The sequence below is a fragment of the Streptomyces sp. NPDC001796 genome (assembly GCF_042892355.1).
GTDB lineage: Bacteria > Actinomycetota > Actinomycetes > Streptomycetales > Streptomycetaceae > Streptomyces.
This window is the reverse complement of the sequence record NZ_JBIAUC010000002.1, coordinates 259,569-273,608: the sequence shown is the minus strand read 5'-3', so window position 1 is coordinate 273,608 and position 14,040 is coordinate 259,569. Positions and strand designations below refer to the sequence as shown.

The following is a 14,040-nucleotide window of genomic DNA, read 5'->3' as shown; positions in this document are numbered from 1 at the left end:
CATGGCCGACCTGACGATGTGGCTGGAGGCCACGGGAGCCTTAACGGGGGCTGGTGGGCTCGGCTACGCGAAGGTCCGCGCCCCGCGCGTGTACTGGTCGCTGGTCGGTCTCCCGGCCACCTGGGGCCGGTTCACCTGGACCTACCGGTCCACGATGGACGTGTGCGGGCTGACGGTGCAGCCGTCCGGTCTGCGGGCCTTCCTGACCCGCAACGTGGCCCGCCGTGAGGTTCGCCCGGTGGCGCCGAAGGTCCGCCGAGTCCGCCCCACCTCGACCGGTCTGCGGGTCTCCCTCCGGCTCCCGGCCGGACTGGAACCCGCGGATGTGGTCGCGTCCTCCGAGCGTCTGCGCCATGCGTGGGGTGTGCGGTCGGTGACCGTGGTGGAGACCAAGCCCGGGTATGTCGAGTTGCGGATGACCGGCTATGACGTGCTCAAGCGGGTCCGTCTGCCGCGCTCGGCGCAGCCTCGTGACCTGGTGGTTCCGGTGGCGCTGCGGGAGGACGGCTCAGTGTTCGAGCGGGACTACCGCAAGGTGCCCATGGCCCTGACTCTGGGCGCGAATCAGTCCGGTAAGTCCATGTATCAGCGCAACCTGATCAAGGGGCTCGCTCCGCTGCCGGTCGGCCTGGTCGGCATCGACTGCAAGCGCGGTGTCGAACAGAACCGCTACGCGTCCCGCCTGTCCGCTCTGGTCACCACCCCGGACGATGCCGCGCGCCTGCTGGATGCGCTGGTGGGCGAGATGGAAGACCGCTTCGACCTGCTGGCCGACCACGGAGCCTCGGACCTGTGGGAGCTCCCGGACGAGGTGCGGCCGGTACCTCTGGTCGTCCTCGTCGACGAGGTGGCTGAGCTGTTCCTGGTGACCTCAAGGAAGGACGAGGAGCGCCGGGACCGCTCGGTCATGCAGATGGTCCGGCTGGGCCAGATGGCCCGCGCGGTCGGCATCTTCCTGGAGGTCTGCGGGCAGCGCTTCGGCTCGGACCTGGGCAAGGGCGCGACCGCGCTGCGCGCTCAGCTCACCGGGCGTGTGGTGCATCGGGTCAACGACAAGCAGACCGCTGAGATGGGTCTCGGCGACATCGCCCCGGATGCCGTGATGGCTGCGACCACGATCGCGCCGGATCGCCCCGGCGTGGCGGTGGCCGGTGACACCTCCGGCGGCTGGTCCCGCATCCGTACCCCCGAGACCTCCTCGGACGAGGTGGTGGCCGTGTGCCGCCAGTTCGCCGACCTCACTCCGGAACTGCCGTTCCTAGCTCCGTTCCGGCCGACTGTCCGCCCGGTCTCCGTGCCGGAGTCGGAGCCGGTGCCGCTGGTCAAGCCGCACCCGGTCACCGAGTAACGCCTCTGCACTTCCCCGGTCGGCGCGACCGCTTCGCGCCGGGTCCCTATCCCTGCCATGCCTGAAGAAGGGAGAGCCCCGCCATGTGCCCCCAGCTTGAGGACTTCGCCCGCACGGTGCTGATGCTCCTCCAACTCGGCCACTACGCCCACACGGCGGACGCCGACCAAAGCTTCATCGATGCCATCGGCCCGTCCCTGGCCGCCTCATTGCCCGAGCCGCCGCCCGGCCTGTTCCCGCCCGGCTATGACCCCAACGACGGCCCCGAGTACCCCGGCGAGGGGTGGTGACCGTGCCCCGCTCGATCCGCCTGGATGCCGTTCTAGTACAGGCCGTGATTGCTGGTGCGCTGTCTTTCGCCCACCTGCACGACCTTGCTGCCGCTGCCGGTCAGTCCGGGTGGAAAGCCTGGGCCTACCCCGTCTCGGTCGACCTGCTCTTGGTCGCCGTGTGGCGACGGCTCCGCACCGACGGCCCATCCCGGCTCGCCTGGTGCTGGTTCCTGGTGGCCCTGGTCGCCTCGCTCGGCGCCAACATCGCCACCGCCGGACTCCTCGACCTCGCCGACGTTCCGGCCTGGCTGCGCATCCTCGTCGCCGGATGGCCCGCGCTCGCCTTCCTCGGCGGCACCCTGCTCGCCCACACCCCCGACCACGCCGAAGACCGGGCACCGGTTGTGCCGGCACCCGCAACCCCGGCCCCCGAACCCACCCCGGAAGTCGAGCGCGAGCCCGTCACCACTGCGGAGCCCACTCCTGCTCTGCCCCAAGCCACCCCGGCCCCGCCGGTTCCTCCGGCGCTGGTCGACCACGCCCGCAAGGTCGCAGCCGACCACCGCACCCGCACCGGTGCCGAGATCGACACGGCCACGCTCCGCGCCCGGCTCGGCATCCCGGAAGACCTCGCCGGGGCGATCGTCGCCCAACTCGCCTGACAGACAAGGAGGTCCACCCATGGCCCGCCCGAACCGCTTCTACGACGTGATCCGCATCGGCCCCGTCCGGGTCGGCACCTACCACAACGGCCGTGGCCAGACCCGGCACACCGCCGCCTGCACGGCCCCCGGCTGCGGCTTCTCCACCGAGCACCGCGACCGCTCGGCCGCCGAACTCGCCGCCCGCACCCACCGCTGCAACCCCTGACCCGAGAGGAGACCCGACCCGTGTTCACCCCGAAGTACCCGCCCCCGGACACCGCCCCCACTACGCCGACCGCCCCGCAGCCGTCCGCCGCCGCCCCGGTCCCCGTTCCGCATGCGAGCCCGGCCCCGGTCGCCCCGGCCTCGAACCGGCCCGTCGTCCAGCTCACGCCTGGCAGCGCGCTCGCCCTCGCCGCCGGTGGCGGAGCCGTGGTCCTGGTCGTCGGCACCGTCCTGGTCTCACTGCTGCTCGCAGTCGCCATCACCGGCGTCTCGGTCGCCGTGGTCGCCGTCGTCCTGCGCCTGCTCGTCAAGGACCTGCGCAACCACTGAACGGCCCCCGGAGCGGCCTCGGTCGCCAAACTTCCGCCGCTCCGGGCGCCTGCACCTCTTCCAGATCCAACGGACCCGAAAGGGAGACCCCATCATGCCCCAGCACGCCCAGAGCACGCCCGTCTGCCGCGACTGCGACGGCTTCGCGACCGTCGCCATCACCACTGGTACCCGCCACCGCGACGGCACCCGCGTCACCCTCCGTGTCACCTGCCCTGCCTGCAAGGGCACCGGCCACACCACCCCCGCCCCCGCCCTCACCCGCGCCGGGAGGTGATCGCCGTGGCTGACCTGACACCGAGCTCGGACCGTCCGGGCCTGCACGTCAGCAAGCCGTCTCCCTCCGCCCCCGCCCGGGCCTCTGCGGTCTGCCACTGCGGTGCGACCGCCACCGCGACCGGTGACACCCAGGTGCGCGCCCTGGTGGAGAGCTACACCGCCAACCACGGCCCCGCTCACGGGAAGGGAAGCAAGTGACCAACGCCGCCACCCTGGCGGGCCTGGACCCGGCCACCCTCGCCGACGTGCTGAGGGTCGCCGGGTCCGGCGACTTCGACCGCTGGCAAGAACAGATCCGCCGCACCGGCGGCTGCGCCGACCCCATCCGGCTCACCGGTGCAACCAAGACGATCGACCCGGCCACCGGCACGGTCCTGCACCACTACACCACCGACCACGAACCCGGCGGCATGCTCCGCGTCGCGTGCGGCAACCGCCGCGCCTCCCGCTGCCCCGCCTGCGCCTGGACCTACGCCGGAGACACCTACCACCTGATCCGCGCCGGACTCGTCGGCGACCCGGACAAGGACACCCCGCACACCGTGCGCGACCACCCCCGCGTCTTCGCCACTCTCACCGCCCCCTCGTTCGGCCCCGTCCACAACCGCCCCGGCAACCGGCCCTGCCGCTGCGGCTTCCGCCACGGCGAGGACGCCCCCGAGCTGGGCACTCCACTGGACCCGACGACGTACGACTACGCGGGCGCCGTGCTGTGGAACAACCACGCCTCCGAGCTGTGGCGCTACTTCACGATCTACCTGCGCCGCGAGATCGCACGCCGTGCCGGGCTCACCCAGAAAGCCGCCCGCGAACAGTCCCGCGTCTCCTTCGGCAAGGTCGCCGAGTACCAAAAACGCGGAGCCGTCCACTTCCACGCCGTGATCCGCCTCGACGGACCCGAGGGACCCGACACCCCACCCCCGCACTGGGCCAGCGTCGCCCTGCTCACCGACGCTATCCACGCTGCCGCTGCCCGCGTCACGGTCGACGTGCCGCCCGCCGGTGACCAACCGGCCCGCACCCTGCGGTGGGGCACACAGCTCGACGTCCAGCCGATCGGCGCCTTCGGCAACGGCGAGGACATCACCGAACAGGCCGTGGCCTCCTACGTGGCCAAGTACGCCACCAAGGCGGCCGAGACCACCGGCACCGTGGATCGCCGCATCGGCAACAAGGAAGCGCTCACCCTGCTCGGCGTGCCCGATCATCCTCGTCGGCTGATCGAGGCGTGCCTCGACCTGCACCCGCTCTACCCGGACCGCAAGCTCCGCGACTGGGCACACATGCTCGGCTTCCGCGGCCACTTCTCCACCAAGTCCCGCCGCTACTCGACCACCCTCGGCGCACTGCGCCAGGCCCGCGCCGACTACCGCGCAGCCCAGCAACGCGCCGCCCTCGGCCTGCCTGACCCCGACGAGGACCCCGAGGCGACCACGTTCACGCTCGCCCACTGGACCTATGCCGGCCACGGCCACACCCCCGGCGAATCCTGGCTCGCCGCCAACATCCGCCGGGACATCCAACTCAACCGCGAGATCGCCCGCGAAGAACTGGCAGGAGGTGCCCTCGATGAGCAAGGACGTTAAGCGGCCACAGTCCCGGAAGGATGCGGCGAAACCAAAGATCATGACTACGGATGAGTGGATCCAGATGCATCTCCGCCGGGCTCCTGAGCGGGATGAGGAGTGGGTTCGCCGTGCGCTCGTGCTGCAAGGGCGGGTCTGACCGTCAGCGCCAGACCGGTTCGATCAGGCTGGGGTCGAACTTGCGTCGGCCTCGGCCCGCTGGATGGATGATCACAGCGGAAAGGCTGTGGAGGACGATTTCTTGTTGACGCTCGACGGGCAGGGCCAAGAACTCGTCGACGGTCAGGTTCGTGGTGTCGCCCTTGGCCTCTGCCTGCTTCTGCTCCTTGTAGAAGCGGGCTCGTTCCAACTTGAGCTCGTCGCGCTCCCGTTCTTTGGGAGGCAAGAGCTGCAAGAGCGTCGCCACAGTGATCTGCTTGGACCTCTCGGCCTCGACGAGCTGGGCAATGTCCTCGTTGACCCGCTCCAAGTCGGCCTCCTTGGGCCAGCGTTGGTCAACGGGCACCGCTCTTACCGCCGCTCGGGCGCGCTGTTCCTCAAGCACGAGTTGAGCAATCAGCCTGTCAACGGGATCGCCAACGCGTCCAACCTTGCCGCAACCGCCGTTCACCACGGAGCACTGGTACGTGTACCGAGCTGCCTTCGATCCCGGTTTCCAATTCCCGTTGACCTGGCCTCGGATCTTGGTCTTGCAGAGTCCACAGCGGGCGATCCCTGAGAGTAGGTATTTCCGCGCGAGCATCTTCCCGGGGTGCTTCTGCTTTCGCTCCGCGATCGCCGCGCACACCGCTTCCCACTCTTCGAGGGTGTTGATCGGCTCCCACTCGCCCATGATGGGCTCGCCGTCGTCGCCGTAAAGGATCTCGCCGTGGTACGTCCGGTACCCGACCAATCGCGGGTTCGTCAGAATGTGCTCGACGTGGTGGTGAGCCATTCGCTTGGTGCCCGCCCGGGGGTTGCCCAAGCCCTGCTCCTGCCACCTCGTTCGGATGGTTCCGATGCGGACGCCAGCGAGGATTTCGCGCTGAGCCGCACGGATGGCCTCGGCCGCCTCCGGGTCGACCTTGCTGCGGTCGTCCTTCCGCCACCCGTACGGGGCTGGTCCACCACTGTCCTTGCCTTGCTGGGCCAGCTCGAGGTGCTTGCGCCTGATGCGGCGCGAGGCGTCGTGGGATGACTTGTTGGCGAAGGCCACCATGATGCGCGCCATGGTGCGGCCGTCCGGCGTTCCTAGGTTGATGTCGTTCGTGACAGTGGCGAACTCAAGCCGCGGGCGCTCGTCGAAGATCTCGATGAGGCGTTCGAGGTCTCGCGGCTGTCGAGCGAGCCTGTCCAGGTCGTAAGCGATGATGCCGTCGATGAGACCGGCGCGGAGATCCCTCAACATCAGCTCGAACTCTTCGCGCACGACGTTGCGCTTGAACGCGGACACGTCGTTGTCTTCGTAGACCTTCACGGCCTGCCACGAGCGGAGATCCGCTAGGCGCTCGCAGTCCTGCCGCTGTCGTGCTACGCCGAGCGCTTCACCTTCGTCGTCCCGCGAGATGCGGGTGTAGATCCCCACCCTGCGTGCCAAGATCGGGCCTCCCCTGCCTCCAAAGCAGGGCTCAGGCTACTACCGTCATCGAGTCAAGTCAGCCTGGAGTGTCGAACCGCCGGTGGTGAGGCGGACCGGGCAGGTGCTGGACGCCTGAGGCCCGCTCCACCGAGGACACGAAGGCCCCGGCGCCCGCTGCGCCGGGGCCTCTGCGTGGGGCTGCCGCTAGAACGTGCCCAGCTTGATGATCGACAGGATCGCGATCAGCTGGATCGCCGACGCGCCCAGGGCCTTCGGCCAGGGCAGGTCGTGCGACTTGGAGACCATGAGGGTCAGCAGCGCGCCCGCCGCGACCCAGGTCGCCCAGCCCAGGAGCTGGACGAAGGACACGTTGCCGCCGAAGAACATCGCGACGACCAGGCGTGGCGCGTCAGTGATGGACATGATCAGCATGGACAGGCCGACCGTGGGCTGCCAGGCGCCGTCGCCGCCGAGCTGGCGGGCCAGGGTGTGGGTGACCACGCCCAGGATGAAGGAGCTGATCACGATCGCCACTGCGGTCGTCAGGACGATCGGGATCGCGTTGGAGAGCGTGGCGTTGATCGCGTCCTGACGGGCGCCGTCGAAGCCGAAGACCGCGAGCAGGCCGTAGAGGAACGTCACGATCAGGGCGGGGCCCCACATCGTGTAGTCCCGCATCTGGAGGAACGTCTGGGTCGGGGACAGCACGATGCCCCGCAGCAGCTCCTTCCAGTGCAGCCGTGGCCCGACCGGCGGTGCCGAGGCCTGGCCGGCGCGGTAGGTCTGCCCCTCGTTGAAGGGGTCGTCGCCGACGGAGAAGGCCTGGGTGTGGCCCGGGTTGTTGGCCGCGTACGGATCCGCGGTGTGGGGGTGGCCCCGTCCGTCGTCGCCGAAGTACTCCGGTTCACCGTGGCTCTGCGGCGCCTGCCACTGCGGCCGGCCGCCGTAGGGTCCCGCCCCGCCGTACTGCTGCTGCGGCGGTGCAGCGGGGTAGCCGTGCGACGGGGCCTGCGGCGCCTGCTGTCCGTACGGGGGGTGTTGCGCTCGCGCTTGCGGGGCACGGCCGTCCCGGCCGCCGCGTCCGATCCTGAATCCAGCCACGCCTTCGAACGTACCTGGTCCCGGAGGGTGACGTGTGGGCGGCGGGGGAAGGGGGGCGGGTTTGGGGCTGAGCTGTGACATCCCCTAAGGGGCCGTCAGGGTGGGGATCGGGGACGGCTCAGTGGCCCCTCGGCGGCGCAGTACGGCGCATCGGGAGGGCCGCCGCCCACGGCGTGACGAGGGTCGTTCCAGGTCCGGCCGAAGCACCGGTGGCCACAGCGTTCACAGGCCCGTGGCCACGGCGTCCGACCGACGCGACTGCGCCGGAAGATCTTCTGCGGTCGTGGCTGTGGCCCCCGTGAAGTCCGCCGGGGCATCGCACAGTCCGAACCAGTGCCCCAAAGCCTGGGCCGTACGTTCCGCAGCGAGCCCGTCGCCGTACGGATTCACGGCCTGCGCCATCCTTCCGTAGGCCACGGGGTCACAGAGCAACCGGGTTACCTCCGTCACGATGCGGGCGGCATCCGTGCCGACGAGTGCCACGGTTCCCGCGATCACCCCTTCGGGGCGCTCGGTGGTCTCACGCATCACGAGGACCGGCTTGCCCAGGCTCGGTCCCTCCTCCTGGACACCGCCGCTGTCGGTGAGGATCAGGTGCGCGCGGTTCATCAGATGGGCGAAGCCCTCGTAGTCCAGTGGCTCGACGACCCTCACGTTCTCCAGTCCGGCGACTTTCGGCACGATGGCGGCCCGAACGGCGGGGTTGCGGTGGATGGGGAACACCACCAACAGGTCGGGGTGGAGCGCGGCCAGCCGGGCAAGGGCGTCGCCGATGGACTGCATCCCCTCGCCCCAGGACTCACGGCGGTGTGCCGTGACCAGGAGGACGCGTCGGGGGTCAGCCTCCAGGAGTCGCACGGTGGGGTCGGACAGTCGGCCGGCCGTGCGGTCCAGGGTCCTGAGCAGGGCGTCGATGACGGTGTTGCCGGTGACCACGACCGAGTGCTGATCGATGCCTTCGCGCAGGAGGTTGTGCCGTGCACCGCAGGTCGGCGCCAGGTGCAGGTTCGCCAGCCGGGTGGTGAGGCGGCGGTTCATCTCCTCGGGGTAGGGAGAGTACGTGCTGCGCGTCCGCAGCCCCGCCTCAAGATGGACGACGGGGATCTTCCGATAGAAGGCGGCCAGCGCCCCGGCGAGCGTGGTGGTGGTGTCCCCCTGGACCAGCACCGCGTCCGGCTGTTCCTTGTGGAGCACGGGTCGGAGCCGTTCCAGCGTGCGCGTGGTGATGTCGGTCAGAGTCTGCCCGGTGCTGAGGATGTCCAGGTCGTGGTCGGGTTGGATGCCGAAGAGCCGGTTCACCTGGTCGAGCATTGAGCGGTGCTGTCCGGTGACGGCGACCAGCGGCTCGAAGTGGGCGGATGCGCGCAGTGCCTCGACTACGGGAGCCATCTTGATCGCTTCGGGTCGAGTGCCGTAGACGGCCATGATCCGCTTCACGTTTCGCCTCCGGCTGTGGGGTCGCCGCACTGGTGCATATGCACCTGGCTATCGCGTGCTGCGGCGGTCGCCGTGAAGGCGGGCGCGACGGTCGGCTGGCCGGATGCGGGAAATCGCCCTTTCAGGGCCTCGTGACCTCTCCCTGCATGGTGTTGTCCGCAGGGCGGAGAAGTGCCTGCTATGAGTGACCGGTTGTCCGTCTGACTGGGGGAGAGGCGGGTGGTGGCCGCGCAGTAGCCCATTCGAGTTGCGTTGTCGGCCGGTCGCGGACTTCACGGTCGTCCGCGTCGAAAGGGCACCTAGCGTGGCGGACACGTCCACTGTCCAGGCGGAGGCTATGGGGCCAGATCATGTTCCCGCACCGATGGACCGGTCGAGCCGTTTGAGCGAGACAGTGCCGGTTCCCGTCTGCGGGGTGCCTGTGCACGCGCTCACCCTGGCGGAAAGTGTCGCCGCGGCCGAGGAGCTGATCGCCGAAGGGCGACCTCACCAACACGTCTCGGTGAACGCGGCGAAAATCGTCAGGGCCCGACGGGATCCCGAATTGGCGCGCATCATCCGTTCCTGCTCGCTCGTCAACGCTGACGGGCAAGCCGTCGTCTGGGCGGGCCGGATGCTCGGGCGCCCTCTTCCCGAACGGGTCACCGGCATCGATCTCATGCTGGCGCTGTGGGAGCGCGCGGCGCGTGAACGCTACCGGGTCTTCCTGCTCGGCGCCGAGCCCGCGGTGGTGCGCCGGGCGGCGGCGATCGCGACGAGCCGGGGTGTGGACGTGGTCGGATACCGCGACGGCTACTGGTCGGACGAGCAGGAGCCCGAGGTGGTCGCCGCCGTTCGCGAAACCCGCCCCGACCTCCTCTTCCTCGCGGTGCCGACGCCGCGGAAGGAGTACTTCCTCGCCGGGCACCTGGCCGACCTGAACTGCGGACTGGCGGTGGGCGTCGGCGGGTCCTTCGACGTGGTGGCCGGACTAAGAGCGCGTGCACCCCGGTGGATGCGCGGCGCCGGCCTGGAATGGGCCTTCCGGCTCATGCAGGAGCCCCGGCGCCTTTTCGCTCGCTACCTCGTGGGCAACACCGCGTTCGTCCTGCTGGTCCTCCGCGAGGCCTTGGCGCGACGCAACCGTTGCGGGTAGTGCCGCGGCGGCCCCGGCCCTTCTCGTGCCCCGGCGAAGAAGCGCCCCTTTGTGCTCCTGCGTGACGAAGTTCAGAAAGGAACGCGTGTGTTCAGCACTGTCTCCGTTGTAGGGCTCGGATACATCGGGCTGCCGACCGCTGCCGCACTGGCCACCAAGGGAGTGGACGTCGTCGGTGTGGACGTCAACCGGACCACGGTCGACTTGATCAACGCCGGGCAGGCGCCCTTCGTGGAACCGGACCTCGCCGTCGCGGTGAGCGGTGCGGTGGCGATGGGACGCCTGCGAGCTTCCACCGAGGTCGAACCCGCCGACGCGTTCCTCATCGCCGTCCCCACCCCCGTGGGTGAGGACCGCGAACCGGATCTCTCCTACGTGCGCAACGCGGCGGCTTCGGTGGCCGATGTGCTGCAACCCGGCGCCCTCGTGGTCCTGGAGTCGACGTCACCGCCGGGAACCACCGTGCGGCTCTCGCAGTGGCTGGCCGAGCGAAGGCCGGACCTGACCTTCCCGCACAGTGCGGGCACGGCCGCTGACGTGCACGTCGCGCACTGCCCCGAGCGCGTCCTGCCGGGCAGGATCATGATCGAGATCGTCACCAACGACCGTCTGATCGGCGGGGTCAGCGAATGCTGCGGCGCCCGGGCCAAGGGGTTGTACGAGCTGTTCACCCAGGGGCGGTGCCATGTCACGGACTCCACCACCGCCGAGATGGCGAAGCTGAGCGAGAACGCGTTCCGCGACGTCAACATCGCCTTCGCCAACGAGCTTTCCATGATCTGCGACACGCTCGGTCTCGACGTCGCCGATGTGATCACGCTCGCCAACCGGCACCCGAGAGTGAACATCCTCCAGCCGGGCCCGGGGGTCGGAGGGCACTGCATCGCCGTCGATCCGTGGTTCATCGTCAGCGCGGTCGGCGAGCAGGCCCGGCTGATCAGAACCGCCCGGCAGGTCAACGACGCCAAGCCCGCTCATGTGATCGCCGAGGTGTCGAAGACCGCGGCGCGTTTCAGGGACCCGGTCATCGCCTGCCTGGGCCTGGCGTTCAAGGCCGACGTGGACGATCTGCGGGAGAGTCCCGCGTTGCACATCACGGCGGAACTCGCCCGGCAGGGAGTGGGCCGTCTGCTCGTGGTCGAGCCGCACATCACCGAGTTGCCGTCCGTGCTGGCGGAGACGGGGCAGGCGAAGCTCGTGGACCTCGAGGCGGCTCTTCACGAAGCGGATGTCGTCGTCCTGCTGGTCGACCACGATGCTTTCCGCTCCGTCAAGCGCACCCTGCTGAGAGGGAAGGCCGTTTTCGACACACGGGGCATGTGGCGCTGAGTGCAGCGATGCCGCCGGCCCTCGGGCCGGCGGCATCTTTGCCGGGCTCGACGCCCCGGCTGCTCGGTCAACGGCGACCTGTCACCATGACGAAGAAGCCGAGGGGCCGGAGCCACTCCGGTAGCAGCACGCCACGGAAAGCAGGATGCTCGACCCTGGTTCGCACGTCGTGGAACTTGCCGAACAACTCCCTCGCCGATTTCCTGCTGTAGAGCCGCACAAGCGGACGCTGTTCCCGTTCCACTGCACCGAATTCGATCTCCGGGAGAAAGTCTCGCCAGGTTTGCCTGCGCCAACTCAGGGTGGCGACGTACTTGGCGACCTTCTCCGCCGCGAACAGGCTGTCCCGGTGATAGAGGCCCACCATGAAGGTTCCGCCTGGACGGAGCACCCGCCAGATCTCCTCGGCAGCTTTTTCCGGATGATCCGTGTGGTGCAGGACACCGAATGAGTAGACTCCGTCGAAGGTGGCATCCGGATAGGGCAGGTGCTCCGCATCGGCCACCTGAGCGATTCCCGGGCGCCCCTCCAGGTCCAGCCTGGTCTGCGTGAGCCGGACGCAGCGCGGTGAAAGGTCGACGGCCGCCGTCTCGGCAGCGATGGCGGCGATCATGGCGTGGTCGGTTCCCGCACCGCAACCGACCTCTAGTACGCGGCCTGATGGCACCCATGATCTCAGCAGACGCGGCAGCCATGGCTGGAGCTCATACCTGCTGCGCGTCATCTGTTCATAGAATTCCGGCGTCCCTTCAGGGGCAACCGCATGGTGGGTGCCGGCCGGGTTCGCTGACCACTGTTCTCGCGCCGCGAGGCGCGCCTCGTTACCCATGTGTTCAAGCCTACGGACGGCGCGTCGGCAGAGAGTCCATTGATTCAGCGATTCTCGAATATTCCACACTTCGTCTGGCCGGAGGGTCGGCGGAGAGTAATATCGGTGCGAGGTGGACACCATGAGCGCCACCCTTTCCGATGATGTGTCATATAAGCATCCGGATCATTTAAGAAATTCTCCTCCGCCCATTCGGTGCACTCGTCATCCTTCTGTGTGCACTTCTTTGCTTGTTCTTTCTCCTGCAAGGGCGAGTGAAGGCATTCTCGTATCCTCGTCCGGGTCGGTTGACCACAGTGCCGCGGGAGGTACAGCTGTCCACGCATCAGGTTCGGCAAAGCGGGGAGGCTGCGTACCGGCGATGGGCGGTTCTGGCCGAGTCCAGGAATCAGATCACTGAGGCCACATGCGCAGCCGCGTCGGCGCTCGGCCGGGAGCCAGTCCTGGTGATGGCGGCTTCGGACGCGCTCCGGGACCTCGTTGGATACCGCGCGCACCTTCGTCGTCAGGGGGTTTCGGCTGCCGCATTGTTCAGCAACGACGCGTCACGTTGCGCCTATGCCACCGTTTACGAGGTGCTTCTCGCGCTGGCTCCGGTGCAGGAGCGTCGGATCATCGACGGCCGCCGGCCGGATGAACCACTGACTGTCGGTGGAGCGGGCCGGCTGGCAGGGCGGTTGCTCTTCGACTCCCTGAGCGCCGGCGGGCACGTGCTGGGAGAACTGGTTCGGGAGGCCAGACCACAGCCTCCCGACGCGCGGCCCGGGAGTTGTGCATCGCGCTGGATGCTCGCGATCTGGCGGGACGCGGCCGAATCCGAGGTCGGGGGAGCCGTGAATCACGTATCGGGGATTCTCACCGGGTTCCGTCGTCTCGGTTGGCGGGTGGCCATGGTGACGAACGCCGAGCCGCCCGAGCAGTTGAGAGCGGCAGTGGACGTGCTGGAGGTCGCCGAACCGCTGCCGCGCGGTGCGCGCTTCACCAAGGAGTCATCCTGGGTGGTGGCCAACAAGGCGATGTACCGCGCGGCGATGTCGCTGGGGCGGAGGATGCCGCCCGCATTCGTGTACCAGCGCAACGCTTTCCTGTGCCGAGTCGGGGCCGACGTGAGCCGACAGTTGCGCGTTCCGTTGGTACTCGAATGGAACAACTCCGCCGTCTGGGCCAACCAGAACTGGTACCTGCAAGGACCCCAGAGCCGTCTTTTTCGCCATATCGGTCAACGCATCGAGCGCTATTCTGTGCGCAGCGCGGCACTGGTGGCCGCAGTTTCACACAAAGCAGCGCAAATGGCTACTGGGATGGGAGCGGATCCCGCGACAGTGGCTGTGGTCATGAATGCCGTCGACGCGGAGTGTGTCCCGGCACCCGAACCAGGCCCGAGCCGGCGGGAGGTATGGCTCGGGTGGGTCGGAGGATTCGGCTCGTACCACGGTGTGGACGTTGCCATCGAGAGTCTGCGTCACCTGCCCCGTCACGTGGGGCTCAAACTGATCGGTGACGGACCCGAGCGTGGAGCGTGCGAGAAACTGGCAGCGGACCTAGGAGTTCACGACCGCATCAGCTGGACGGGTGCGCTACCACGGCAGAGGGCACTTGCGGAACTTTCCGACTGCGACATTCTGGTCTCTCCGCATCGTTGGGCGGGAATCGGCTCCTTCTTCGGCTCGCCGGTCAAACTCTTCGAGTACATGGCACTTGGGCGGCCGATTGTGGCCAGTCGGCTGGAACAGATCGGCGAGATCCTCGAAGACGGCGTTACAGCCGTCTTGTGCGATCCGGGAGACCCGGAAGACCTGGCACGAGGAATCACCGGTGTCCTGACCCGGCCGGACAGGGGCGTCTCGTTGGGAGTGAAGGCGCGGCAGGAGGCACTGGAGCGCCACACCTGGGATCAGCGAGCCGAACAGATCCTTTCTCGCCTGTCCGTCTGGGAACTTCATCCGGTTGCGGACGGGAGGTGACGT

Annotated in this window: 15 protein-coding genes; 11 read left to right on the top strand and 4 right to left on the bottom strand. The window is 68.6% G+C overall.

Annotation, left to right across the window (positions count from 1 at the left end):
- The first annotated feature begins 1 nt into the window (after position 1).
- The 8 genes from ACFYZE_RS04710 to repSA all read left to right on the top strand — a co-directional run bounded on the left by ACFYZE_RS04710 (position 2) and on the right by repSA (position 4,684).
- Entirely contained in the window at positions 2-1,348 is a 1,347-nt protein-coding gene (locus tag ACFYZE_RS04710; protein ID WP_388988550.1) for an FtsK/SpoIIIE domain-containing protein, read from the top strand.
- Positions 1,349-1,431: 83 nt separating this feature from the next.
- Positions 1,432-1,638: a hypothetical protein gene (locus ACFYZE_RS04705; protein WP_388988547.1), complete on the top strand. Its 207-nt coding sequence runs from the start codon at positions 1,432-1,434 to the stop codon at positions 1,636-1,638.
- Positions 1,639-1,640: 2 nt separating this feature from the next.
- The gene (locus ACFYZE_RS04700) at positions 1,641-2,282 is read left to right on the top strand and encodes a DUF2637 domain-containing protein (protein ID WP_388988544.1); all 642 of its coding nucleotides are present in this window, start codon (positions 1,641-1,643) and stop codon (positions 2,280-2,282) included.
- Between the two features lie 19 nt (positions 2,283-2,301).
- Positions 2,302-2,490, top strand: coding sequence for a mobile element transfer protein (locus tag ACFYZE_RS04695; RefSeq protein WP_388988540.1), 189 nt, complete (start codon positions 2,302-2,304; stop codon positions 2,488-2,490).
- Between the two features lie 20 nt (positions 2,491-2,510).
- Positions 2,511-2,819: a SpdD protein gene (locus ACFYZE_RS04690; RefSeq protein WP_388988537.1), complete on the top strand. Its 309-nt coding sequence runs from the start codon at positions 2,511-2,513 to the stop codon at positions 2,817-2,819.
- 94 nt (positions 2,820-2,913) lie between these two features.
- Positions 2,914-3,096, top strand: a complete 183-nt coding sequence (locus tag ACFYZE_RS04685; protein ID WP_388988535.1) for a hypothetical protein — start codon at positions 2,914-2,916, stop codon at positions 3,094-3,096.
- Positions 3,097-3,101: 5 nt separating this feature from the next.
- Positions 3,102-3,296, top strand: coding sequence for a hypothetical protein (locus ACFYZE_RS04680; protein ID WP_388988533.1), 195 nt, complete (start codon positions 3,102-3,104; stop codon positions 3,294-3,296).
- Positions 3,293-4,684, top strand: coding sequence for a replication initiator protein RepSA (gene repSA / locus ACFYZE_RS04675; protein WP_388988530.1), 1,392 nt, complete (start codon positions 3,293-3,295; stop codon positions 4,682-4,684). The genes ACFYZE_RS04680 and repSA overlap by 4 nt, the downstream gene beginning before the upstream one ends.
- A gap of 142 nt (positions 4,685-4,826) precedes the next feature.
- Here repSA and ACFYZE_RS04670 read toward each other — a convergent pair whose 3' ends face one another.
- The 3 genes from ACFYZE_RS04670 to wecB form a co-directional block, all read right to left on the bottom strand.
- The gene (locus ACFYZE_RS04670; protein WP_388988527.1) at positions 4,827-6,260 is read right to left on the bottom strand and encodes a recombinase family protein; all 1,434 of its coding nucleotides are present in this window, start codon (positions 6,258-6,260) and stop codon (positions 4,827-4,829) included.
- 186 nt (positions 6,261-6,446) lie between these two features.
- Positions 6,447-7,424 (bottom strand): YIP1 family protein, encoded by a 978-nt coding sequence (locus ACFYZE_RS04665; RefSeq protein WP_388988524.1) that lies wholly within the window; start codon positions 7,422-7,424, stop codon positions 6,447-6,449.
- Between the two features lie 141 nt (positions 7,425-7,565).
- Positions 7,566-8,780 carry a non-hydrolyzing UDP-N-acetylglucosamine 2-epimerase gene (wecB, locus tag ACFYZE_RS04660; RefSeq protein WP_388988521.1) on the bottom strand — a complete coding sequence of 405 codons (1,215 nt, stop codon included), beginning with the start codon at positions 8,778-8,780 and terminating at the stop codon, positions 7,566-7,568.
- 304 nt (positions 8,781-9,084) lie between these two features.
- Between wecB and ACFYZE_RS04655 the strand changes: the two genes are divergently transcribed.
- Both ACFYZE_RS04655 and wecC read left to right on the top strand, forming a co-directional pair.
- Entirely contained in the window at positions 9,085-9,915 is an 831-nt protein-coding gene (locus ACFYZE_RS04655; RefSeq protein WP_388988518.1) for a WecB/TagA/CpsF family glycosyltransferase, read from the top strand.
- 87 nt (positions 9,916-10,002) lie between these two features.
- Positions 10,003-11,244: a UDP-N-acetyl-D-mannosamine dehydrogenase gene (wecC, locus tag ACFYZE_RS04650; protein WP_388988515.1), complete on the top strand. Its 1,242-nt coding sequence runs from the start codon at positions 10,003-10,005 to the stop codon at positions 11,242-11,244.
- A gap of 67 nt (positions 11,245-11,311) precedes the next feature.
- Here wecC and ACFYZE_RS04645 read toward each other — a convergent pair whose 3' ends face one another.
- Positions 11,312-12,073, bottom strand: a complete 762-nt coding sequence (locus tag ACFYZE_RS04645; protein WP_388988512.1) for a class I SAM-dependent methyltransferase — start codon at positions 12,071-12,073, stop codon at positions 11,312-11,314.
- 527 nt (positions 12,074-12,600) lie between these two features.
- Between ACFYZE_RS04645 and ACFYZE_RS04640 the strand changes: the two genes are divergently transcribed.
- Positions 12,601-14,037, top strand: coding sequence for a glycosyltransferase family 4 protein (locus tag ACFYZE_RS04640; protein ID WP_388988509.1), 1,437 nt, complete (start codon positions 12,601-12,603; stop codon positions 14,035-14,037).
- Positions 14,038-14,040 lie beyond the last annotated feature (3 nt).